This is a genomic window from Staphylococcus caeli (assembly GCF_051413795.1).
Taxonomy (GTDB): Bacteria; Bacillota; Bacilli; order Staphylococcales; family Staphylococcaceae; genus Staphylococcus; species Staphylococcus caeli_A.
Genome location: NZ_JBOIRQ010000028.1, coordinates 1 through 24456 on the forward strand (window position 1 = coordinate 1; position 24456 = coordinate 24456).

25 protein-coding genes are annotated in these 24456 nt (G+C 36.2%); 6 read left to right on the forward strand and 19 right to left on the reverse strand.

What is annotated here, in order from left to right:
- Positions 1–710: 710 nt before the first annotated feature.
- A complete protein-coding gene (locus ACSULM_RS11360; RefSeq protein WP_436862828.1) occupies positions 711–2339 on the reverse strand; it encodes a ribulokinase in 1629 nt (542 codons plus the stop codon).
- 199 nt (positions 2340–2538) lie between these two features.
- Here ACSULM_RS11360 and ACSULM_RS11365 point away from each other — a divergent pair, with 199 nt between their 5' ends.
- The 3 genes from ACSULM_RS11365 to ACSULM_RS11375 are packed head-to-tail and all read left to right on the forward strand — an operon-like array spanning position 2539 to position 5681.
- Entirely contained in the window at positions 2539–3603 is a 1065-nt protein-coding gene (locus ACSULM_RS11365; RefSeq protein WP_436862830.1) for an alcohol dehydrogenase catalytic domain-containing protein, read from the forward strand.
- 25 nt (positions 3604–3628) lie between these two features.
- Positions 3629–4870 (forward strand): MFS transporter, encoded by a 1242-nt coding sequence (locus ACSULM_RS11370; RefSeq protein WP_436862832.1) that lies wholly within the window; start codon positions 3629–3631, stop codon positions 4868–4870.
- 37 nt (positions 4871–4907) lie between these two features.
- The gene (locus ACSULM_RS11375; protein WP_436862834.1) at positions 4908–5681 is read left to right on the forward strand and encodes a DeoR/GlpR family DNA-binding transcription regulator; all 774 of its coding nucleotides are present in this window, start codon (positions 4908–4910) and stop codon (positions 5679–5681) included.
- 115 nt (positions 5682–5796) lie between these two features.
- Here ACSULM_RS11375 and ACSULM_RS11380 read toward each other — a convergent pair whose 3' ends face one another.
- The 5 genes from ACSULM_RS11380 to eda all read right to left on the reverse strand — a co-directional run bounded on the left by ACSULM_RS11380 (position 5797) and on the right by eda (position 10744).
- Positions 5797–6618 (reverse strand): SDR family oxidoreductase, encoded by an 822-nt coding sequence (locus ACSULM_RS11380; protein WP_436862837.1) that lies wholly within the window; start codon positions 6616–6618, stop codon positions 5797–5799.
- Positions 6618–7649 carry a mannonate dehydratase gene (locus ACSULM_RS11385; RefSeq protein ID WP_436862838.1) on the reverse strand — a complete coding sequence of 344 codons (1032 nt, stop codon included), beginning with the start codon at positions 7647–7649 and terminating at the stop codon, positions 6618–6620. Before ACSULM_RS11385 ends, ACSULM_RS11380 begins: the two co-directional genes overlap by 1 nt.
- Before the next feature lie 2 nt (positions 7650–7651).
- Complete coding sequence (gene uxaC, locus ACSULM_RS11390; protein WP_436862840.1) at positions 7652–9058, reverse strand: glucuronate isomerase; 1407 nt, start codon at positions 9056–9058, stop codon at positions 7652–7654.
- Between the two features lie 93 nt (positions 9059–9151).
- On the reverse strand, positions 9152–10123 hold the full coding sequence (locus ACSULM_RS11395) for a sugar kinase (RefSeq protein ID WP_436862842.1): 972 nt from the start codon (positions 10121–10123) through the stop codon (positions 9152–9154).
- Between the two features lie 3 nt (positions 10124–10126).
- Positions 10127–10744 carry a bifunctional 4-hydroxy-2-oxoglutarate aldolase/2-dehydro-3-deoxy-phosphogluconate aldolase gene (gene eda, locus ACSULM_RS11400; RefSeq protein WP_436862844.1) on the reverse strand — a complete coding sequence of 206 codons (618 nt, stop codon included), beginning with the start codon at positions 10742–10744 and terminating at the stop codon, positions 10127–10129.
- A gap of 132 nt (positions 10745–10876) precedes the next feature.
- Between eda and ACSULM_RS11405 the strand changes: the two genes are divergently transcribed.
- Positions 10877–11821 (forward strand): LacI family DNA-binding transcriptional regulator, encoded by a 945-nt coding sequence (locus ACSULM_RS11405; protein WP_436862847.1) that lies wholly within the window; start codon positions 10877–10879, stop codon positions 11819–11821.
- 197 nt (positions 11822–12018) lie between these two features.
- Here the strand turns inward: ACSULM_RS11405 and ACSULM_RS11410 are convergent, their stop codons facing one another.
- Together ACSULM_RS11410 and cidR are read right to left on the reverse strand one after the other, a co-directional pair.
- Complete coding sequence (locus ACSULM_RS11410) at positions 12019–12144, reverse strand: hypothetical protein (RefSeq protein WP_436862849.1); 126 nt, start codon at positions 12142–12144, stop codon at positions 12019–12021.
- Positions 12145–12666: 522 nt separating this feature from the next.
- Positions 12667–13542 (reverse strand): cidABC operon transcriptional activator CidR, encoded by an 876-nt coding sequence (cidR, locus tag ACSULM_RS11415; protein ID WP_436862850.1) that lies wholly within the window; start codon positions 13540–13542, stop codon positions 12667–12669.
- A gap of 289 nt (positions 13543–13831) precedes the next feature.
- Here cidR and ACSULM_RS11420 point away from each other — a divergent pair, with 289 nt between their 5' ends.
- On the forward strand, positions 13832–14137 hold the full coding sequence (locus ACSULM_RS11420; protein WP_436862851.1) for a monooxygenase: 306 nt from the start codon (positions 13832–13834) through the stop codon (positions 14135–14137).
- Between the two features lie 106 nt (positions 14138–14243).
- On the opposite strand, the gene ACSULM_RS11425 is transcribed toward ACSULM_RS11420, so the two are convergent.
- On the reverse strand, positions 14244–15083 hold the full coding sequence (locus ACSULM_RS11425) for a sialate O-acetylesterase (protein WP_436862853.1): 840 nt from the start codon (positions 15081–15083) through the stop codon (positions 14244–14246).
- Positions 15084–15279: 196 nt separating this feature from the next.
- On the opposite strand from ACSULM_RS11425, the gene ACSULM_RS11430 reads away from it, so the two are divergent.
- Positions 15280–16131 (forward strand): NAD-dependent epimerase/dehydratase family protein, encoded by an 852-nt coding sequence (locus ACSULM_RS11430; protein ID WP_436862856.1) that lies wholly within the window; start codon positions 15280–15282, stop codon positions 16129–16131.
- 59 nt (positions 16132–16190) lie between these two features.
- Here ACSULM_RS11430 and chrA read toward each other — a convergent pair whose 3' ends face one another.
- From chrA to ACSULM_RS11480, 10 genes are all read right to left on the reverse strand, one after another.
- Positions 16191–17354 (reverse strand): chromate efflux transporter, encoded by a 1164-nt coding sequence (chrA, locus tag ACSULM_RS11435; protein WP_436862857.1) that lies wholly within the window; start codon positions 17352–17354, stop codon positions 16191–16193.
- Positions 17355–17363: 9 nt separating this feature from the next.
- Positions 17364–18311 carry an ornithine cyclodeaminase family protein gene (locus ACSULM_RS11440; protein WP_436862859.1) on the reverse strand — a complete coding sequence of 316 codons (948 nt, stop codon included), beginning with the start codon at positions 18309–18311 and terminating at the stop codon, positions 17364–17366.
- Positions 18312–18329: 18 nt separating this feature from the next.
- Positions 18330–18746 carry a hypothetical protein gene (locus tag ACSULM_RS11445; protein ID WP_436862861.1) on the reverse strand — a complete coding sequence of 139 codons (417 nt, stop codon included), beginning with the start codon at positions 18744–18746 and terminating at the stop codon, positions 18330–18332.
- Positions 18747–18852: 106 nt separating this feature from the next.
- Entirely contained in the window at positions 18853–19629 is a 777-nt protein-coding gene (locus ACSULM_RS11450; protein ID WP_436862863.1) for a 3-hydroxybutyrate dehydrogenase, read from the reverse strand.
- Between the two features lie 9 nt (positions 19630–19638).
- Positions 19639–20286, reverse strand: coding sequence for a 3-oxoacid CoA-transferase subunit B (locus tag ACSULM_RS11455; RefSeq protein ID WP_436862865.1), 648 nt, complete (start codon positions 20284–20286; stop codon positions 19639–19641).
- Complete coding sequence (locus tag ACSULM_RS11460) at positions 20279–20983, reverse strand: CoA transferase subunit A (protein ID WP_436862867.1); 705 nt, start codon at positions 20981–20983, stop codon at positions 20279–20281. Before ACSULM_RS11460 ends, ACSULM_RS11455 begins: the two co-directional genes overlap by 8 nt.
- Before the next feature lie 155 nt (positions 20984–21138).
- The gene (locus tag ACSULM_RS11465) at positions 21139–22080 is read right to left on the reverse strand and encodes an LCP family protein (RefSeq protein ID WP_436862869.1); all 942 of its coding nucleotides are present in this window, start codon (positions 22078–22080) and stop codon (positions 21139–21141) included.
- A gap of 13 nt (positions 22081–22093) precedes the next feature.
- On the reverse strand, positions 22094–23200 hold the full coding sequence (locus tag ACSULM_RS11470; protein WP_436862872.1) for a DegT/DnrJ/EryC1/StrS family aminotransferase: 1107 nt from the start codon (positions 23198–23200) through the stop codon (positions 22094–22096).
- 42 nt (positions 23201–23242) lie between these two features.
- The gene (locus ACSULM_RS11475; RefSeq protein WP_436862870.1) at positions 23243–23863 is read right to left on the reverse strand and encodes an acetyltransferase; all 621 of its coding nucleotides are present in this window, start codon (positions 23861–23863) and stop codon (positions 23243–23245) included.
- Positions 23860–24372 carry a sugar transferase gene (locus tag ACSULM_RS11480; protein WP_436862874.1) on the reverse strand — a complete coding sequence of 171 codons (513 nt, stop codon included), beginning with the start codon at positions 24370–24372 and terminating at the stop codon, positions 23860–23862. The genes ACSULM_RS11475 and ACSULM_RS11480 overlap by 4 nt, the downstream gene beginning before the upstream one ends.
- Positions 24373–24456: the final 84 nt, after the last annotated feature.

Here is a 24456-nt window from a genome sequence, read left to right on the forward strand (position 1 = left end):
TCGACCAAGAAAGTGTCTTAATTGGTGTACACCTTATGAAATTTTCACTGTAAGTCTGTTGCAGTTAAATTGACAATTCATCATATAAATAAACATATTGAATAACCAAGTTGGCATTTTAATAGTAAGTGCACCATCCAGATAAATCGGGAGTGGAATAATTACAATTAAATTCACACCGAGTATAAAAGATAGTAATGCTAAATAACTCTTCCCTTCCCTACGCATCATTGATCTGGTGTTCCACATCAAAGCAATAACTATAACGATAAAAAGTAAGGGTAATAGTATCAATAAAGCAGTGTTTATCAATTCACCTATACCTTGTGTGTGATTGTATATATAGTCCAATAGTAAAAAACTTCCAACTATGACCGTAGCAAAAACACCCAATGCAAATATCACACCATGTAAAAAATTTCGTTTTTCTTTCATAAACAATAATAGACCAATGATTAAAATTATTATACTAATTAATAAAATAACCAAAACAGCACCTCACGTTTTATCTTCTAAATTCACCTTTTTTATAATGATGATTTTCAAATAAATTCTATTAACATTAATTTTCTTTTTTATATCATATCATTTAATAATTTAAACTGCGACTCATTATTTAATTATATTTCGCACATAGAAAAAGACTGTCCCGTGATAATCACGTACAGCCTTTCATCATTTATCATACTTGTCTTAAATAAGTTTAAAAGTTACATCAATGCACTCACGTTGCGCATAATACGAGACTTCTTATAACCATGTAAATCATGTAACTCTTTGTATGCAGAGAATAATTTTTTATAAATTGCAACTTGCTCAGGATCAGGTGTGACCTGATACAATACAGGTTCTTTCATTGCTGCGATGGCTGTATTGAAATCCGGATGTGCTTTACCACAAATAGCGCCAAGTATCGCTGCCCCAATAGCTGGTGCATATTCACTATCTATGATAGTCACCTGTTTATTTAACACATTCGCATAAATCTCCATAAGCAAGCCATTTTTCTTAGGAATGCCGCCACATGCAAAGACGTTTTCAACATCCATTTGCCAACCTTGATATTGTTGCATAATCATTTTCGTTCCAAATGCTGTTGCTTCCATATATGCTCTATAAATATCTTCATGTTTCGTTTGTAAGCTCATCCCGAATAAACTACCTTTTAAATTACTGTCACTTAACACACTACGGTTACCATTGTGCCAGTCTAAAGCTATCAAACCACTTTCTCCAGGATATAGCTTCCCAGCTTTTTCATTTAATAAATCAAATATGGATATCCCACGTGATTCAGCAGCTTGGACATAATCATAAGGTGCTTGTTTAGCCACATATTCAAACAAATCCCCTACAGCAGACTGACCAGCTTCATAGGCATATAAGTCAGGAATGATTGCACCTTTAACAGAACCAGAAATACCTGGTACTTTATGTTGTGCTTTATTGAGCATGAGATGACATGTACTCGTACCCATAACCATCGTCATTTCTTTATCCTTTTCTGCACCGATTCCCAATAAACTTGCATGTGCATCAATAATAAAAGGACTTACTTGCGTATCAGGTGACAGACCCAATTTCCCCGCCATTGTAGCACTCACTTGACCCACACTTTCACCAATATTCACAATAGGTGCATCCAGCTTATTACGTACAATTGCTGATAAATCACTATTCACTTTATCAAATAAATCATAATGGAATCCTGTAGATGATTCCCAAAAAGCTTTAAAGCCTAAACCGCAATTGGAGCGCACATTTTTATCAGTCAGTCGATTGACAATCCAATCGCCCGCTTCCATTATATATGCTGTTTCAGCCATGACTTCAGGAGCCTTGTGATAAACTTCCATAATCTTAGGAATCATCCACTCACTGCTCACATTAAAACCATAGTATCCGAGCCAGCGATTCTTTTCTTCTAATGCTGTATTCAATAATGCATCTGCTTCTTCTTGCGCACCATGATGTTTCCATAGTTTCACGTATGCATGTGGATTATCGTGAAAATGTGGCTTATTATGCATCGGCTCCATATTTTCATCAACAAAAATCACTGTTGAAGATGTAAAATCGATACCCATGCCTACGACTTCTTTCACATCCACTTGGGACTCCTCCAATATAGCAGGCACACCCAATTCAATGACTTCCATATAATCATTGGCATTTTGTAGCGAAAAATTTTGCGGTATTTTTTGCCCGTTTAAGTTCCCTTCAATCGTGCCATGCGTATAATTTTTTATATATTGAGCAACGATTGCTCTATTATCAGTATTAACTAAAAATACTCTTCCCGAGCCCGTTCCAAAATCAATTCCTATGCTATAAGTCATACATTAGCCTCCAGTCCCCTATTAAGAAAACGCTTTCTTAAATCATAATTAAGTTATGCTTAAAAATCAACATAAACATTCATAAAACTACAAATAAAAACATTAATTTCTTATAATTCAATTGACAAACATAAATGAAAGCGTTTACTATTAGCGATATGAACATAAATAAACAATATTACGAAGGAGTTGCGCAAATATGAAAATCCAATCGCATGCATATCGTTTGATAGAGCCAGGTGTTTTTGAACCAGCGACGCTTGAGCATGATTTTGATGATAGAGATATTATTGTTAAACCAACAAAGGCAAGTGTCTGTCATGCTGATTTACGCTACTATACAGGAAATCGTCGTCCTGAGGCACTCGCTAAAAAATTACCAATGGCACTTTTTCATGAAGGCCTTGGTATCGTCACTCAATCTAACCATCCTGATTTTCAACAAGGAGATAAAGTCGTCATTGTGCCGAATATTCCATCTAGATTGCGTAAAGCATCATTTGAGCCATCCCCTTTACAAGATAACTATGATGAAAATGCTCTATTTATGGGTAGTGGGTTTGATGGTATTTGCCAAGATCAAATGGTTGTTCCAGGTGATAATGTTGTAAAAATCCCTGAAGATTTAGATGAAGATGTCGCACTACTTGCCGAATTATGCTCAGTTTCTTTATTCCCAATTAATCAACTTAACGCAATCACAACTGACGCTTCACCACAAGTAGCGATATTTGGGGATGGACCTGTTGGATACCTTGCTGCAACTGCATTACATTATATTCATGGCATTGATAAAGAAAATCTGATTGTCTTTGGTGCTATTGAAGAAAAATTAGCTGCCTTCGATGGATTTGCAACAACACATATGGTTACGGATTATGACTTTGCACAACATCGTGGTGTACATACTGTATTTGAATGTGCCGGTGGTAAATTTTCAGAATCTGCGATAAACCAAGCTATTGATTTAATTGATAGAGAGGGACAAATCGTACTCATGGGTGTTACAGAAACGCTTGTCGGTATTAATACAAGAGATGTCCTCGAAAAAGGGCTAACATTTTCCGGTAGTTCTCGCAGTACAAAGCACGAGTTTGAACAACTCATTGCTGCATTTGATAACGAACAATATCAACAAGCATTGCGTCAACTTATCCCAGAAGACTACTACCACATTCATTCCACAGAAGATTTAAAACGCGCGATGGACGATACCGTTGCAAATAGAGGCTGGAAAAAAACGTATTTACAATATCATTGGTAAGCGATGACAAAAAGGTGGGTTATATATGCAACAATCTAGTTCGTTTTTAGGTATGCCCCGACAAATTATTTGGGGATATATTGGTATTATCATTTTTATGATGGGTGATGGCTTAGAGATTGGTTGGCTAAGTCCGTGGCTCAATGGGCATGGTTTCTCAGTACAAGAAACAAGTTTACTCTTCTCTGCTTATGGGGTAACGGTCGCAATCGCAAGTTGGCTCAGTGGTGTCTTTGCAGAAGCACTGGGTGGAAAGCGTACGATGATCTTAGGCTTAACGTTCTACATCGTCGGCACAATTTTCTTTGTAGGCTTCGCTATTCCATCACAAAACTTAGCACTCATGTTACCTGCTTATGCATTAAGAGGGTTAGGTTATCCACTATTTGCCTATTCATTCTTAGTATGGATTTCCTATCGTTCTGAGCAGAAAACACTCGGGGCTGCAGTAGGTTGGTTCTGGTTTGTCTTCACAGGTGGCCTTAATGTACTCGGTGCACTTTATTCAATTTGGGCTATTGAACATTTAGGTCATATCAATACATTGTGGAGCTCCCTATTCTGGGTATTACTTGGTGGATTCTTCACCCTTGTCTTAAATAAAGATAAATTACCTTCCAATCAAGGCAGCTCTAAAGAGAAATTCAAAGAAATTATTAAAGGCATCACAATAATGAAAGACGAACCTAAAATCTTCTTAGGTGGTATTGTTCGTGTCATCAATACAACTGCACAGTTTGCTTTTCCAGTGTTCTTACCTATATATTTATCATCATTTGGTATTCCCACTTCAAAATGGCTCGCCGTCTGGTCAACCATCTTTGTAGGTAATATTGTATTCAACCTTATCTTTGGTATAGTAGGGGATAAGATTGGTTGGCGTAACACTGTCATGTATTTTGGTGGTATCGGTAGTGGTATTTCTGTATTATTAATGGGCTATGTCCCAATATGGACAGATGGCAACATCGTCCTATTAACCATTGTCGGTTTCAGTTGGGGTGCTTTTATCGCAGCATACGTACCACTTTCTGCACTGATTCCATCATTAGTTAAAACAGACAAAGGTGCTGCATTATCCGTGCTTAATCTAGGTGCTGGATTACCAGTATTTGTTGGACCTATGATTGTTTTTCTATTAATTGGAAGTATTCATGCGATTGGCGTCATCTGGGTACTTGCGATTCTTTATTTCATTAGTACAATACTGACTTATTTCATAAAAATGCCAAAACATATGCAAAGCGGCGATCAAGAAGTAGCTTAACTATCAATAAACATATTTAAAATTGGAGGTGTCGTCGTTGTTACCAGCAGAACGAGAGCAATTGATTATTACTTTTTTAAAAACGAATAAAAAAGCGACCATTCATGCCTTAGCGACTGAATTCAATGTTCATGAAGCTACCATTCGTCGTGATTTAAATAAATTAGAACAATATAATCAAATCAAACGTACACATGGTGGTGTCGTTTTAAATCACACAGAAGTGTGGGATGAATTAAACTTTGATGACCGTGAAACAAGCTATTATCATGAAAAATTAGCCATCGGTCAACATGCCGTAACATTTGTTGAAGATAATGACACATTGTTTATTGATTCTGGATCAACGACCATCCATTTTGCGCGCGCTTTAACACAAAAACACAATTTAACGATTATTACGAATGACATCCATATCGCGACGATTTTAAAATCATCATCAAATCAAGTGATTGTAACTGGTGGCGTTTTGTACAAGGATAACTATTTATTGAACGGTATGATTACCAATGAAATCCTACAACGTTTTAATCCAAACAAATTATTTTTAGCAACGCCAGCACTAGATTTAGAAAAAGGTGTCACACATTTTAATGACGCATTAGCTGCTACAAAAATCCAAATGGTTAAACAAGCGAAAGAAGTATATGTTCTGACGGATAGTTCAAAATTTGATAAAGTGTCACTTTATCACGTGTGTCCTACAAATAAAGTAGATGTATTAATAACTGACCAAAGCAATACGGATATTGATTGGGAAGCATATACTGACGTATTTAATAAAATAGTACCCGTTAAAGTAAACACCTAGCAATATTACAGTTTTTCGTGTACACAAGCACATGGTCACTATTAAAAAGAGAGCTAATCCAAAATTTAAGGATTAACTCTCTTTTAATTTTATGATTATATTATCATAGAACGAACTAAACACCTGAATAAGATGAAAAACCGCCATCTACTGGCACAACAATACCTGTAACAAAACCACTCAACTGATGATCCATCAACCAATACAGTGTACCAAGAATATCTTCAGGCTCGCCAAAGCGATTCATCGGTGTTTGCGATAGAATCTTCTGCGCGCGTTCCGAGTATGACCCATCCTCATTTCTCAGTAATGCTTTGTTTTGACTTGTTTCAAAAAATCCGGGTGCTATGGCATTTACACGGATGTGCCCTGCAAAGTAAGTACTTAACCATTGCGTAAAGTTGCTTACTGAAGCTTTGGCACCACTGTATGCCGGGATTTTCGTTAATGGTGTAAAAGCATTCATAGAAGAAATATTGATAATTGTGCCCGCTTCCGCTTCAACTACATCTTTACCAAACACTTGTGAAGGTAAGAATGTACCTGTGTAATTGAGTTTGAATACGTTGTCTACACCTGCTTCTGTTAAATCAAAGAAGGTCTTATCTGCAGTCGCATCATACATTTCATCGTCTGTCGTCGCGTTAGGATGATTACCTCCAGCCCCATTAATCAGTACTGTAATCTCACCAAATGCTTCATTAAATGTTTGCTTCGCTTCGATTAGAGCGTCTTTATCTAACACATCGGCAACTAAAGCAACCGTTTGCTGTCTATCTTTATCAATTTCATCTTGTAATGCTATGATTTTATCTTCAGAACGTCCTAATATGCCTACATTTGCACCTTTTGCTACAAGACCTTTAACAAACGTTGAACCAATCACACCCGTTGCACCAGTAATAACGACATTGACGCCCTTAAATTGTGTTGTCATTATTTGCTCACCCCTTCTATTAACCCATTAATGTATGTTGCGCCTAATGCCCTATCAAATAGACCATAACCAGCTTTGCCAGTTTCTCCCCAAATCATGCGACCATGATCCGGTCTAATCGTCCCTTTAAAATCTATCTCACATAATGCTTCAACAACAGCTTTCATATCTACAGAACCATTTTTAGATAAATGACCTGTTTCTACAAATGAATATTCATCTAAACGTTTAACATTACGCATGTGCACGAAATGAATATGCGTGCCAAATTCACGAATCATATTCGGCAAATCATTTTCAGCTAAGGCACCCAGAGAACCTGTACAGAAACAGATACCATTATGCGTATCATCATTTATAGACAATAACTGCTTATAGCTATCTTTATTTCTAATAATACGTGGTATTCCAAAAATAGACCAAGGTGGATCATCCGGATGTATCGCCAAATCAATATCATGTTCGATTGCAGTTGGTAATACTGCATCTAAGAAGTATTTCAAATTTGCCCATAACTGATCATCTGACATTTCACGATATGTCGAGATAAGTTGATTCATTTCAGCTCTTGAGTAACTTTCATCCCACCCTGGTAAATTTAAATCCGTCGTTAGTGGGTCAATATCTTTAAGTTGATCGTGCTTATATATTAATGTATTGGAACCATCTTCTAACTCATAATCTAATTGTGAACGCGTCCAATCAAATACAGGCATGAAGTTATAAGTCACCGTTTTAATACCGTTTGCTGCTAAATTGATGAGTGATGTTTTATAATTTTCAATTAAAGCATCACGCTTGTCTGTGCCCATTTTAATTTCTTCACTAACTGGTAAACTTTCTACGACTTCAAACTTTAATCCTTCTGCTTCGATAGACTGCTTTAACTGTTTGATTCTTTCTGATGTCCATACTTCTCCAACTGGAACATCGTAAATTGCCGTCACAATTTGTTTCATATCTGGAATTTGCTTAATATTTTTTAATGTCACTGGGTCATCTTGCCCATACCAACGAAATGATAATTCCATGATTATGCCTCCTTAACGCCCTCTATTTTGAATAAATTAACTGCATTGTTATAACAAATGGCTTTTACCATTTCATCTATTGTTGAAGCGGACAATGCAATTTCTCCCTGTTCAATCTTTTCACCTAAAAAATTACATAGAATTCTTCTAAAATATTCATGACGCGTATATGAAATCATGCTACGTGAATCCGTCAACATGCCCACAAATTTCGAAAGCAGTCCTACATTGGCATAATCTACCAAATGACGCTCCATGCCTTCTTTCGTGTCATTAAACCACCAAGCTGCACCCAACTGTACTTTATGTTTACTATTTGTAAAATTACCCGCCGTTGCTTGAACCATAAGATGGTCGTTACCATTATTAGGATAAATGATGGTATCTGATAGTGCTTGATGTTGTTCAAGATGATCAAACATCGCATTTAATGTCTTGGCACTTAACTGTTCGCCTACACTATCAAACCCACTATCAGCGCCGACTTTTTCAAACATGTTTGTGTTATTATTTCTCGTTGGACCTAAATGGAATTGAACCACCCATTTTAATTCGTGATAGACTTTACTGATTTCAGTTAAAATATAGCCTGCCAGCTCATATTGTTGCGTTTCTGAAACATTTTCACCATTTAATAATGCAGTATAAATAGCGTTTGCTTCTTCAGAAGATGCTGTCATAAGTGGTGTTTTCTCAAAGCTTTGGTCTGAACTTCTAGCACCTTGACGATCAAAATAGTGAATACGTGCTTTCAATGCTTCAATATAACTACTTAAATCGCTAATATTACGTTCTGTCGCTTGATCCAATTTGTTAATCTTTTCTTGAACCGTTGCACTACTTAAAAATACATAACTATCAGGTCTAAATGTAGGGATCACTTTGAAAGGTACTTTTTTATCTTCGTTTAACAAGCGATGATACTTCAAATCATCACAAGGATCATCAGTCGTACAAACGACCTTAACGTTACTCTGTTTAATCAAATTTTGTGGTGTATGCGATGATTTTGCTAATTTACGGTTTAAAGATTTATAAAGTTTCTTGATATTAACTTTGTCTAAATCTGTATCTTCATTAAAGTAACGCTTCAATTCTAAAGCACACCAATGATACATCGGGTTCACTACTGCATATGGCAGCATTTGCATAAATGCTTGGAATTTATCAAAGTCGTCTGCATCACCAGTAATCAAATCTTCGTCGATACCATATGCACGCATCACACGCCATTTGTAATGATCTCCTGATAACCACAATTGTGTGATAGTCTCATACTTTTTATTTTCATAAATTTCTTTTGGATCTAAATGACAGTGAAAATCATAAATTGGAAGGTCCTTCGCTTTTTCATATAACTTTACTGCAGTTTTATTATTTAATAGAAAATCCTCTTTAATTAAAGCCATCATCTTTTGCCCCTTTTCAAAATATTGTGTGTTCCATACTGAATGCGCTTACATAAATGCATGCATTTTATCAATAAATTTAAATAACACCACTTAACGATTTAATTCACCAAAATGTGTCGACAACTGAAATACGTCTTGCTCATTAACTGCCAATGCATCTTCATTCGTAGTATGTTGCATAACAGAGCATTTTGAAGCAAAATCCACCGTTTGTGTTAACGACCAGTCCTGCAATAAACCATGCAGTGTACCAGCCATAAACGCATCACCCGCGCCAATTCGATTAAGCACAGTATATGAGTATGTCTGCCCTTCAATGTAGTCTTCGCCCGAAAGCACGATGCCTTGTAAAGTACTTGCTTCGATATCACGATTACTCGAAGCCATTAAAGCAATGTTATATTGTTTTTGTATGGTTTTTGCACATGTTTCCATATCGTCATCAACATCATTGGTTTCTAATAAATGTGTTGCATCTTTCTTTCCAAAAAACAATATATCAACGAGCGGCAATACCGACTGAATTACTGGCAATGCTTCTTCTTTTGTCCATAAATTACTTCTGAAATTAATATCAAAAACAATTTTTACCCCTTGCTGTCTCAACTGTGTCAAAACATCTACGATTTGCTGTTGAATCTTTGGATTGATTGCCAATGTTATACCAGTAAATAAGAAATAATCTCCTTTAGCTGCATTAAGATGTGGTAATACGTTCTCGCCTTGTTCTGCAAATGTTGAATAATGACGATCATATATGACTTTACCGCTTCGATACCCGAAACTTTCCTCCATATAATATGTGCCCATTCGTCCGTTTGCCAATTGGATGCTTTGTGTTCCTACACGTGATTGATACATCGTTTGTAATGCTAGTTGTCCCAAAGCATGATTAGGTAGAACGGTTAGCATCTCTGTTGAATGTCCAAACTGTGCCAAAGTGACAAGCGCGTTAAACTCTGCACCACCAACGTTAACTTCAAACATATTGGAATCTTTAAGTTGCTTATAGTGAGGCGGTGTATAGCGTAGTAATACTTCGCCAAATCCATATACCGTCATAAACTATCCCTCGCTTTTTAGTTCTGTAACATACTGCACTAATGCTTCTTTACCTTGTTGTTCATATATTTTAGTAATTTCACTACCAATGCCAACAGCAAAGCTACCCGCATCCAACCATTCTCGCTGATTGTCTTTTCCAACACCACCGGTTGGCACAATTTCAATTTGTGGTAATGGCCCTTTAAAATCTTTAATTGATTTCGGTGAAAATTGCGTTGCTGGGAATAGTTTCAACACCTTACAACCATAACGTAATGATGTCACCATCTCCGTTACCGTCATACATCCTGGAATATAAGGTATATTATATAAATTAGCCATTTTCGCGGTTTCTTTATCGAACGATGGACTCACGATAAAGGTCGCACCATTTAAGATTGCAGTCCGTGCTGATACGCTATCTAATACTGTCCCCGCTCCAATAATTGCACCGTCTCTTTGCGAAAGTTCCGATATAATATCCATGGCATTGGGTGTCGTCAATGTGACTTCAATAATATTAAGCCCCTTATCCATAATTGTATGCGCAATATCTAAAAATGATTCTGCATCGTCTGTACGCATCACTGCGATGTGTTTACCTTGTCGAATTGCCTGCATTGTCTCTGTAGCATTCATCTCGTCATCCCCTTAGTAGTTCTTTTTTGAAAATAACAACGTTGTTATTTTTGTCCAAAAAAATATTTTAATGCTTATCTCTATGGTATAATTAATTCTAACTTAAATCAATCTATTTCAAGGAGAAATTTCATGGCAGTCACTTTAAAAGATGTCGCCGAAGCCTGTGGAGTCAGTTATTCCACAGTTAGTAAAGCATTAAAAAATTCTAAATTAGTCAAACCAAATACAAAACAAATGATTCAGCAAAAAGCGCTTGAGATGAATTATATACCTAACCACTCAGCACGTGCGTTGGTTTCTAAAAAAAGTGGCACGATAGGCTTAATTTGGCCATCCGTGGACCGCGTTGCCGTGACACATCTAATCACAGAAATTAACATCGCTATCAAAGCATTAGGTTACACGATGTTTGTGTCGATTGACGATATTGCCACAGCTTCGAAGAAATTTGTTGAATTTGGCTGTGATGGCATCGTTATTTTTGACGAAGGCGATGATTCTAACTTACCGCCAGAGGTTTATAACAATGTGCCCGTGGTCGCATATGGTGTGGATCGTGATATTCCTTATCCAATTATCAATGTAAACCATGCCGAAGCAATGATTATGGCAATTAAGGGGTTACGTGACAAAGGCATACAAACCATCGACTACGTTGGCGATACCCAAACAAATGATGCACGCCAAATTGCCAAGAAAGAAGCGATTGCTCAGTATTGTAATCAACACCATCTTTCTTATCGAATGATTGATTCAAATGGTTTAAATGCAATGGATGCTGAAACTTCTATTAAAAATTTCCAACAACACGACAGCCTATCCGAAGGCGTCATTTGCGGAAGTTATGATATTACTGTAGGCACAATCAATGCACTTAACGCGAAGCAACGACCTGTCATTTATTCCTATGACAATATTCCACAAATTAAAAAATTAGACTATCCGATATATGCGATTGGTGTACCTACTGCAGAAATTGCACAACAAATTGTAACAACACTTGATAAAATTGTACAAGGCGAGCCCACAGAACAAACCTATCATTTGCACCCTTCCATAACTGACAATCAATAATGCCGATGTCTGATGTCATAGTTTAATACAAAACAAAACGCCCAAGACTACATGGACAGTGTAGCCTTGGGCGCATTTGTTTGAGAGATATTTATCTAGAGGGTTATTTTATTTTCACTTCAACTGAAGTATAAGTTTCGACGCATGTATTAATCTATTCATCACATGTTCGTAGATAAATCAAGTTGGTCGTTTGATTAATTTACAACAGTTGGTACACCATTATTGTTCATCTGTATATGAATGTTATTGTCTAATACCGTTAATATTACGTATATTGTTAAATGCTTGTGTAAATATTTTGATAGTTCTAATTCACTCATATACAACCACCATTTGTGGTGGGCGGGGGATGTGTTGTTTTAGTTTATTGATTGGGCAAAAACATGAAAACAAAGCTTAGTTGTATATCAGATGAACATGCTGTTTACAAACAATTGGATAATGAATCGTTCACGTGTTTAAGGGGTACATATGAAAATCATCTTAGATTCTACCATATCATCTCTGTATGGTACGTCATCATTATCCGGTCGATATTCTATTGAGACTCCCTCAGTATATTTATAAGCTATGAGTCCTGATTAGAATTACGTTAATATTAAGCTGTTGTGTTGGTTGTACGACGAATTAATACATCGGAAATACTTATCTTAAATCATGGTGAATGATTTGTTAATCAGTACTCATAACCCTCTACTCGTCTATTATAGTACGCAACTTACCATGATAAAAATACATAGTTGGAATATTTGACATTCTTTTGTGGAATACTTTATATAATCTTAATATATCTTATCATCGACATCCGTTGTGTTACTCTATTCTTCACTTTTATACTGGGTTTAATGATAATTTTTCAGAAAATCAATCCATTTATGCGTTACAAAATTCATGTAACTATCTTTTTTCCATATGACACCCAAATTCCACGATACGTCTGCGCCCGTGATTTTGACGCCGACAACATCTTCGTGCAAGATGCGTACGATACTTTCTGGTAATATGCTCACACCCATGCCATCTCGAATCATGTTTTCTATAAATGTAATTTGCGACATTTTGGCTACTGTTTTAGGATGAAAACCAACTTTTCGACAACTTTCAATAATTTGATCTTTTAAGTAGTAATCATCGTGAAACATGATAAAATGTTCACGTTTTAAATCACCTAAATATACCGAACCTTGTGAGGCATATGTCGAATTTTTATTTACAACTAAAAGTAATTTCTCATTATACAGTGGCACAGCATTGTATATATCATCGTCCACAGGTAACGTTGTAATACCGACGTCTATTTCATCTCGACTCAAATAATTCTCGACGGCTTTACCACCACCTTCAATCACTTCATATGTAACATTTGGATATATATGGTGGAACGCATTCAAACTTTCTGTAAATAGTCTCACATTCATGATCGCAGAAACACCTAATCGAATATGACCACGTTCTAAATTGGTTACATCACCCATTTCAAGAGACAAATCATCCAATACTGCTAAAGCTTCAACACATTTATCATAAAAAATTTGTCCCGTATCTGTTAAGACAATATGTTTTTTACGACGATCAAACAAGGTAATGTTAAATTCATCTTCAATACTTTTTATGTTCTTACTGATTGTCGACTGTGCGATATATAAATGCTCCGAAGCCTGTGTCATGCCCCCATTTTTCACAACTTCCACAAAATATTTCATTTGCTTAATTTCCATATTTATCTCCTCAATGAGTCTCTTTATTTTACTTATAGATATAGTGTATAACCCTTAAATTGTAAATGTTCACACATCATTAACTTAATTATAACGATAAACCTGGCAAATTTCATTTAGCTACATGTTAAAAAGATTTAAAGCTTTCAGTTTAGCGCTATTCTCCTGCATTTATGTTGGAACAAATACTTTACTTTTCATGATTTCAGATGCATTTTGTTACCTTTTACTTCAACTTACCTTTATGATTAAAGAAGATACTTTAGATTTTGAGAAGGGATGTTAAAAGATGGTAACAATTTTACAAGTGGATTTCCCACTAGATGGACCTTTTGGAAATGAAATGGCTCAACAATTTGAAGATTTAGCAAAGTCTATCAATGATGAACCCGGTTTTTTATGGAAAATTTGGACGGAAAACGAAAGCGAAAAAGTAGCTGGTGGCGTATATGCTTTTGATACCTTTGATAACGCACAACAATACTTAACGATGCATCGCGCACGCCTCAAATCTATGGGCGTAACAGATATGCATGCACGTATACTTGATGTAAACGAAAAACTCACAGACATCAATCACGGTCGCCTTCAATAAATAGTAATAACTAACCCCTTCATTCTATACATCAAAGTGTATCGTCTGAAGGGGTTAATTGAATTGGGATTAAATCCCTAGAAATATGATCTGCCAACCATTTACTTTACTGTAATCCTCGCATTTCACTCATAAACGTTTCATAGCTAATCTCATTTTTCGAAAATTGAGAAACGATTTTATACATTTGTTCATTTTTAGTATATTCCTGTTTATATAAAACTGTATCAATCTGTGATTCTTCTGGAATTGGATTCTCTACATTTGCTTTATTGGAAAATGCTGCATAATAACGTACACCGAATAGACGTTGTGATACTGCATCAATATGAATCGCATCAGGGTTAGCCGTTAATCCTTGTGCTGTAACATAATAACAATGGTCTTGTTCGCGCGCAACGCGTTTAATCTCATCATTCATTTCCTTATATTCCATTGCACTTTGGCCAAAAGCTGTTTTCCCTAAAAAATCAGGTAACAAGCCCATAACAAAAGGTGTTTCCGGAATATTTAAGGTTGCTCTGAAATGATTAATCAACGTCAATAATTTCTCAGCATATGCTTGATAGCGTTGATTTAAACTGTCACTTTCCCCTTGATGCCATAATATACCAATGATTTCACTCGTTTCTTGAGCAAATGTTGCTTCAGAAATTGCATGTCGCGTTAACACACTATCCGGAGCCCAATCATCTATAGATGTCCCGCCATCCGCACATGGAATCAGACCAATCATTTCATTGGGATGTGCATCTAGCCATAATTTTGCAAAAGAGGCAGCTGGACCAATACCAGCTACTGCACGATCGCTATGAATTGGTTCTTCCATCATTTGCCATCTACCATTTCGTAACATCATAATACGTTCATCTAATATGGTGTGTACTTCATTTGTATAACCACGACCAGCCATATTTGACTGCCCTATTAATAATATAGACTTCATCTATTTCACTCCTTATTTTTAGACTTTAATACTGCTTAAAATTATCCATCTTAATGTCTGTTTCACTCAATGTTTAAAATGCTAATTTCTCTCATCAACAGTGAAAATTAATATTTAAATTATAGCATCTATACGTTTGATTTAAATATAAAACGGAAATTTAACTAGAATAAAGTAACTATTGGAGGATTTAACAATGACTAAAGTATTTGTAACAGGCGCAACAGGCTTAATCGGTACGAAATTAACACAAAGATTACTAGAAGAAGGCTACGACGTCGCTGGCTTTACAACATCTCAACAAGGTAAAGCGAAATTGGTCAACGCAGGCGTAGAAGCCTATATTGGAGATATCTTAAAATATGATACAGTAGAAGCTGCCATTTCTGATTTCAAACCCGATATCATTATGAATGAAATTACTGATTTGAAAAATGTGGATATGGCAGCGAATACCAAAGTAAGAATTGAAGGCACCAAAAATCTAGTCGAAGCTGCACTTAAAAATGATGTCAAACAACTCCAGTCTCAAAGTATCGCCTTTACCTATGAAGGCGGCGACACATTAGCAACCGAAGAGACGCCGCTCGACTACCATTCAACAGGCGATCGTAAAGTAACCGTCGATGGCGTTGAAGGCTTAGAAAGTCAAACAGCACGTATTGAACATCATGTGGTACTACGTTATGGGTTACTCTATGGCCCTGGTACTTGGTATGGTAAAGATGGCATGATATATAACCTTTTCAAAGAAGATAACGTAACGATGTCAGATGGCGTACAATCATTTATCCATATTGATGACGCTGTAGAAGTTGCAATTCAAGCACTGAATTTCGAACCAGGTATTTATAACGTAGCAGATGATGAACCTGTCAAAGGTGATGTATGGGCGCAATGGTACGCCGATTTATTAAACGTAAATCCAACGCTCAATATCCAATCTGCTGCAACGCATGAACGTGGCGCTTCAAATGCAAAATTTCGTTCACACGGTGGTCAGTTGATTTATCCTTCTTGGAAACAAGGCATGGATCCAATTCAATAAATGTAACAAAAACGTGGGACAGAAACTAAATTTCTGCCCCACGTTCATATTGCTTAAAATTAATAAAACAATATGCCTACACCAATACCAATAAGTACAATAGACCACGAAGGCCATTTAAAATACATCAACAACACAAATAGTATTGCTGCAAACGTGAAATCTAACGTTGTATGAATCGTTGAAGTCCATATTGGTGTATAAAATGCTGCTATTAAAATACCAACCACACCTGCACTGATACCTGTTAAAAATCCATTCATATACTTATTTGATTTAAGCGCATCCCAAAACGGTAACACACCAAATAACAATAGAAATGCCGGCAAGAATATAGCAATCGTTGCGACTAAACCACCAATGACACCTTCCATTTCTGTTCCTAAATATGCTGCAAATGTAAATAATGGCCCTGGTACTGCTTGTGCTGCACCATAACCTGTAATAAAATGGTCTGCTGAAATTAAGTTTTGGGGAACAAATTCCTTTTCTAATAAAGGCAACACAACATGCCCACCACCAAATACTAATGATCCAGCACGATAAAAACTGTCTATCATTTTAACCCAAACATTATTAGTTTGTGCACTCAATATTGGTAACACGATTAACAACGTTACAAATAACGACAGCGAACACACGCCAATTTTTTTCGATAACTTAAATAAATGCGCGTCATTTCCATCCTGCGTTTTTGTATCATTTCTTAAAAAATACATACCATATAAGCCAGTTAATAATAAAGCAACAACTTGTATAAGCACATAATCAATCAGTAACGTCATAGCAAGTACAAACATTGCTAATACAATCGTTGTCTTGGTATTCGCTAACTTCTTTCCCATACCTAAAATTGCTTGTGCTACAATCGCCACTGCAACAAGTTTTAAACCTTGAATCCAAGTAAAGTCAGCACTACTATTTACAAAAATCAATGCAAATAACATCAATACAACTACTGAAGGCAATGTAAAGCCTATGAAGGATATGATACCTCCAATGATACCAGCCCTCACTGTACCAATGCCTATACCGACCTGGCTACTCGCTGGTCCTGGTAAAAACTGACATAATGCAACTAAATCTGTATATTCCTTTTCATTAATCCATTTTCTGTTTTTAACATATTCATCATAAAAATAGCCCAAATGTGCAACCGGACCACCAAAAGACATACATCCAAGTTTAACGGCAACTAGAAATATTTCTAAATATTTAGTCATAAATGACTCCTATAAAGTTTTTTGATAAAAATAATTTGCTACCACGATATCTACGATGGCCACACCTACAGATTTAAAAATTGTAATTTCGTCATTAGACACGCGACCTTCTATTCGTTTCGCAATAATGTGACCTAGCTCACCATGTATATCATTTTTGGCAAACACACCCTCATTTTCAGGTGTGATTAAGTCACCCGTTTCTTCCATTGCCGCTGCTTCAGCTTCAACGACAACTTTATCAGCATCAACAATCGCCTGTGTCGGTAATTCTTGCATATCAGGTTTAAATGAACCTACTGCATTGACATGTACACCGGGCGCTAAACGTTGCTGAAATACAGGCGTGCGCGCATTCGTTGCTGTGACGATAACATCTGCGTCTTCCATTGCTTTATCTACATCCTGATACACTTCCGTGTTGATATCCGGATGTAATGATTTTACAGTTTTTGAAAATTGCACCGCTTTATCGTATGTACGATTATAAAATTGAATTCGTTCAATTTGTCTTACAGCTAAGACCGCTTCGATCAATCCTTCAGCTTGATCTCCCGTACCAATGACACATAACGTTTTAGCATTTTCACGTGCTAAGTATTTCGTCGCAACACCTGAAATTGCGCCAGTACGAATTTTAGTCAGATAGGAGCCTTCCAACACAGCCAGCGTCTCGCCAGTCTCATAATCCGAAAGTGTTACAGAACCCACAATCGTCGGCTTACCTATTTGAGCATTATTCGGTGCCACTGTCACGGTCTTAACTCCTGCCACTTTCAATGCATCTGAAAGCGCAGGCATGACTAAATATCTATTTTTATCATTAAATGGTAATGAATACCGCAGCGGTGTATCTGTCTTGCCCTCAGAATACGCTTCAAGCGCTTTAGCAACCTCTTCTACAACTTCACCCATATTGAGTAGTTGAGCCTGTTCTTGTGCATCTATATATCGCATAAGCCACCCCTGTTTCTGTTAGTCGTCTTCATGATCAATAATATCTGTTTTCTTTTCAAATTTGGTAATAATCATTAGTAATACAATAAAAACCAGGACAATACCTAATAAACATAGCCACATTGTTTGCCCACTCAAATACAGAGAAACAAAGAATATTGCTGCTAAAAAACCAGTTATCATCAAATTTCTAATAAATAATAGCCAGTAGTCTACTTTTATGCTGAACCATGTACGTATATTAGGATCTGCTGTTTGAATATGATATCTCGTGAACATAATATTTTTGGTAACCCTATATATCAGAAACAGAATCATAATTGCCGTTGCAACTAGCCGATATAGCGGTTTATCCAAAACATCTGAAAGTATTGCAAATCCTATACCAACAACGAATGGTTTCCAATCACCATTTTTTGCATTATTATTTTTCATCAGGCCATCACCTTCAATTCTATCTGTTACATCATTACCCTTAACGTAACATATTTAGATTGAATATAATTGCTGAATTAAAAATTTATTGCATGAAATGTTTCGCTTATTGTACCGTATAACCACCATCAATCAAGATTGCTTGACCCGTCACACTTTTCGCACTATCACTGCATAAGAATAATGCATAATCTGCAATATCTTTAATATCTAATAGACGTTTTTGTGGAATGAGTGGGTACAGTACTTCTTCAAGAACTTGCTCGACTTCGACGCCACGTTCCTTAGCCAAATCTGCCATTTGATTACGTACGAGCGGTGTATCAATATACCCTGGGCAAATCGCATTGACTGTGATGCCCTCCGTGGCCGTTTCTAACGCTGTCACTTTCGTTAAACCAATAATGCCATGTTTTGCGCTATTATAAGCTGCCTTGCCAGCGAAACCAATCACACCATTAATTGATGCCATATTTAAAATACGCCCCGCTTGTTGCTGTTTCATGATAGGTAGTGCATACTTCGTACCTATGAAGCTACCCGTTAACATGATATCAATCATTTGTCTGAACTTTTCAGTTGGAAACGATTCAATACTTTCAACATGTTGGAGTCCAGCATTATTAAATAAGATATCTAGACGTCCATATTGTTCAACCGTTTGGTCTATCATCGATTTCACAGCTTGTTCATCTGTCACATTAACTTTGATAGGCATGCAGTCATAGCCTTGCGCTTTCAGAGCATCTGTTTCTTGTACAAGTTTGTCTTCATTTAAATCTGCAAGAACGACTTTTGCTCCATTTTCCAAAAATACTTTCGCAATCGCCAAGCCAATACCACTTGCAGCACCTGTAATAATCGCTACTTTACCTTTTACCATGCATGACACCTACTTTAAATAATTTTCAAAATGTGCATCCGTATTTGCTTCAACTTGTTCTAATGTTGTATCCGGTTGTAATTCAATGAGTTTCATGACACCATTTTCAAATTGAAATACAGCTAAATCCGTAATTAAAGTGTGGACCACACCAGCACCAGTCAACGGTAATTCACACTGCGCCTTAATCTTAGACTCACCATGTTTATTCATGTGATCCATAATAACGACCACTTTCTGCGCACCAACAACTAAATCCATAGCGCCGCCCATACCTTTAACTAATTTTCCGGGAATCATATAGTTCGCCAAGTCTCCCTTTTCTGAGACTTCCATGCCTCCAAGGATGGCTAAATCAATGTGACCACCACGTATCATCGCGAAGGATTCCGCATTGTCAAAATAAGACGCCCCTTTAGCCGCCGTTACCGTTTCTTTACCCGCATTAATTAAATCTGGATCGATCTCTTCCTCTGTTGGATACGGTCCAATACCTAGCAGACCATTTTCAGATTGAAAATACACATTCTCAACATGATCATTGATTTCATTCGCAACCAATGTCGGCATACCAATCCCTAAATTAATGACCATATCGCTTTTAATTTCTTTTGCTGCTCGTTGAATAATTTTTTTACGTTGTATTTTTTTATCCATGATTAGCCTCCTTTACCGTGCGTTTTTCAATACGTTTCTCAAAATGGGCACCATGATAGATGTAATCTACATATACACCTGATAAATGCACATCGTCGGGATCAATTTCTCCTACTTCAACCAGTTCTTCTACTTCTACGACAGTTGTCTTAGCCGCCATTGCACATAATGGATTAAAGTTGCGTGCTGTTTTTTCAAAAACAAGGTTACCAAACGTATCTGCCTTTTGCGCTTTAACAATACCAAAGTCACCTTTAATCGAACGTTCCATTAGATACGTCTCACCATCAAAGTCACGTGTTTCTTTATCTTCAGCGATTAATGTACCTACACCTGTCTTCGTGTAAAACGCCGGAATACCTGCGCCACCTGCACGCAATTTTTCAGCTAATGTGCCTTGAGGTGTCAATTCGACATTTAATTCACCACTAATAAATTGTTGTTCAAATATTTTATTTTCACCCACATAAGAACTAATCATTTTATCAATTTGTTTATTTTCCAATAAACGACCTAAACCAAAATCATCTACACCACAGTTGTTACTCACTACGGTCAATCCTTTCGTACCTTTCGCGCGAATTGCTTCAATACCGTGTTCAGGAATACCACATAACCCGAATCCACCTGCAAGTACAGTCATACCATCTTCAAGACCTGCAAAAGCACTATTTATATCTGTAATTACTTTAGACATCTTTAAGCCTCATTTCTCACTTTAGTTTTTAATACCTAGTACTAACAATTATACTTGAAATGTCTAGCGAAGTCTTTTAATTATGTTTGCGGTTTCATAGATTGCATAACAAAAAACACCAACTGCTACATGAGCAATTGGTGTTTTCTAACATACTATTTTAAGTTTAAATTATCTCGATATGCTTGAATCGTATCATCATTATCACCCGGATAGAAGTAATAAAGACCATCGTCTCCTACTGTGTTTTCACCTTTCAGTGTATGACGATTCACATTTTTTTGAGCTGCCTTATAATCTGATCTAATACCATTCAGTTCAGTTAAACTCAAATCTGTTTTAACATTATTTTCAACCGCATCAAAAATTGAATTAATCTTCGGAATAGAACTTGGATTCATAGATTTTTTAGCAACTGCTTCGATAACGAGCTGTTGACGTGCTTGTCTACCTTCATCGCCGCCAGCACCTGCTTCTTTTCTACTACGCATAAATGCTAAAGCTTCCTTGCCATCCATGTGGTATTTTTTGCCCTTTTTAAAGCTATAATTCGATTTTGAAAAGTCGCCATTACTCACAACATCTACACCGTTCACTTTATCAATCAATGTTGAGACACCATCCATATTAATCGCTGCATAATGATCGATTGGCACATTCATTAGTTTTTCAACTGATTTTACTGCCATGTCTGGTCCGCCATACGCGTAAGCATGATTAATTTTTTCTTCTGTGCCTCTACCAACAATTTTAGCGTGTGTATCACGTGGCACACTAATCATTTCTGTTTTCTTATCTTTCGGATTAATTGAAATTAATACGATAGAATCAGATCTTTCTCCATCATGCTCTGAGTTTCTAAGCTCATCAGAATCAATCCCAAAAAGCGCAATTGAAATAGGTTCGCCCTTTTCTAATGGCTTATCTCTGAGTTCAGATTGTTTACGATCAAGTGGATTATTAATTGAGCTGTTTAAAACTGTCAGCTTATAAAAAATAAAAGCTACTATAAATAGCAGTAGTATAGCTAAAATAAGTATAATCGTCCATATAATCTTTTTTGCTTTAGACTTTTTCTTTTTTCTTCTTCTTTCCATTCATCAAACATCCTTACTCAGTATCTTGTAAATTTTTAATTAATTGAATAACCTTTTCTTGATCTTCTTTTTTCATATCAGATCCTGAAGGTAAACAAATACCTTGTTCAAATAATTTTTTTGAGTTATCTTCTTTTTCAGCAACATATTCATATTGACTGTATAGTGGTTGTAAATGCATAGGTTTCCATACTGGACGTGCCTCTATGTTTTCATCAGCTAGCGTATTTATAACATCGTTTGCAGAAAAGCCACATTGTTTCTCGTCTATTGTTAATGCAGTTAGCCATCTATTAGACTTAGAATTAGGTAGTTCAGGTTGAAATTCGATGCCTTTAATATCAGCAAAAGCTTGTTGATATGTTTCAAATATTTCCCTACGTTTTTGAACACGTTGTTCTAAAATTTCCATTTGTCCACGACCAATACCAGCCGAGATGTTACTTAATCTGTAATTATAACCTAATTCACTATGTTGATAGTGTAATGCTTTGTCTCTTGCTTGTGTTGCTAAGAAAAGTGCATGTTCTTTAGCTTCTTTGTCATTCGTTACTAACATGCCGCCACCACTTATTGTAATGATTTTATTACCATTAAATGAAAAGATACCAAAATCACCAAAACTGCCACTCATCTTACCTTGGTATACTGCTCCTAGAGATTCAGCAGCATCCTCTATTAAAACAACATTGTAATATTCGCAAAGTGCTTTAATTTTATCCAATTGTGCAGATTGCCCATATAAGTTCACAACAATAACAGCTTTAGGTTTAATACCTTTTGTCTCGAACGTTTTAAATGCTTTTTCAAGCGCTTCAGGTGACATATTCCATGAATCTAGTTCAGAATCAATGAACACTGGCGTTGCTTGTTGATATAGAATTGGATTCGAAGTTGCACAAAATGTTAAAGATGAACAGAAAACCACATCTCCTTCTTTAACGTCGCTTTCTATCAATGCTAAATGTATAGCTGCTGTCCCACTACTTAAAGCAACTGCTTCACTCACATCTACATAATTCTTCACGCTATTTTCAAATTCAGTGACATTTTCTCCTAAAGGTGCAATCCAATTTTGCTCAAATGCGCGTTCAATATACTTTTGTTCGCTACCACCCATATGAGGCCTAGATAAAAATACTCTTTCTTTTTCCAATTATATTCACTCCTTAGGTTTAGCTGGTGTTCCAATTACAGTAGTATCTGAGTTTATATCATTGACAACTGTTGCACTTGCTCCAACAATACACTTTTCACCGATTGTAATTTGAGGTAATATTGTAGCATTTACCGCGACATGTGAATACTTACCTATCGTTACATTGCCTGCAAGTGTTGCATTAGGTGATAAATGTACAAAATCACTAATTTCATTATCATGTTCTACAATTGCTCCAGAATTAACAATACTATGCATACCAATAACAGTTTCAGCATTAATCACAGTACTTGGCATAACTACCGTACCATTTCCAATACTTACTGAAGGACTAATACATGCAGTCGGATGAATAAGCACTGGAAATTGTTCAATATTAACTTCCATTTCTCGGTAAATTTTTTCACGAACAAAATTATTCCCTATCGCTATGTTAAACAAATAATCAGATTTATATAAATCGATATTTTGAAAGCTGTCATAAAAATAACCCTTATTTTCAAAATATGAATCGTATTTATCATCAAGAAAACCAACGACTTCAAATTGCTGTTGTGCTTCAATAATATCCTTGATTACTTTCGAGTGTCCGCCATTTCCAATAAGTATAATTTTGCGCATCATATATTTCCTCGGAACTTTTCAGCTGTTACGTGAGCGTCTGAACTAATATCTTTCTTCTTCAAAACATTTTCAATTGTTTTATAAAGAATAAACATATCTAATTTAAATGATTGATTTTCAGCATACCATACATCAAGTTTAAATTTTTGGTCCCATGTAATTGCATTTCTTCCATTAATCTGCGCCCAACCTGTAATACCTGGTTTTACATTATGACGTTTTTTTTGTTCCTCATTATATAATGGAAGGTACTTCATAAGTAATGGGCGTGGACCAACTAAACTCAAATCACCTTTTAACACATTGATTAATTGCGGTAATTCATCAATACTTGTACTTCTAATTTTAGAACCGAGTTTAGTCATTCTTTTTTCATCCGGTAATAAGTTGCCCTCTTGATCTGTTTCATCAGTCATTGTTCGAAATTTATATATTTCAAATGGCACTTCATTTTTCCCTGGTCGCATTTGCTTAAAAAAAACAGGAGTTCCTAGTTTTTTTGATATGATGAATTGTCAATTTAACTGCAACAGACTTACAGTGAAAATTTCATAAGGTGTACACCAATTAAGACACTTTCTTGGTCGATGATT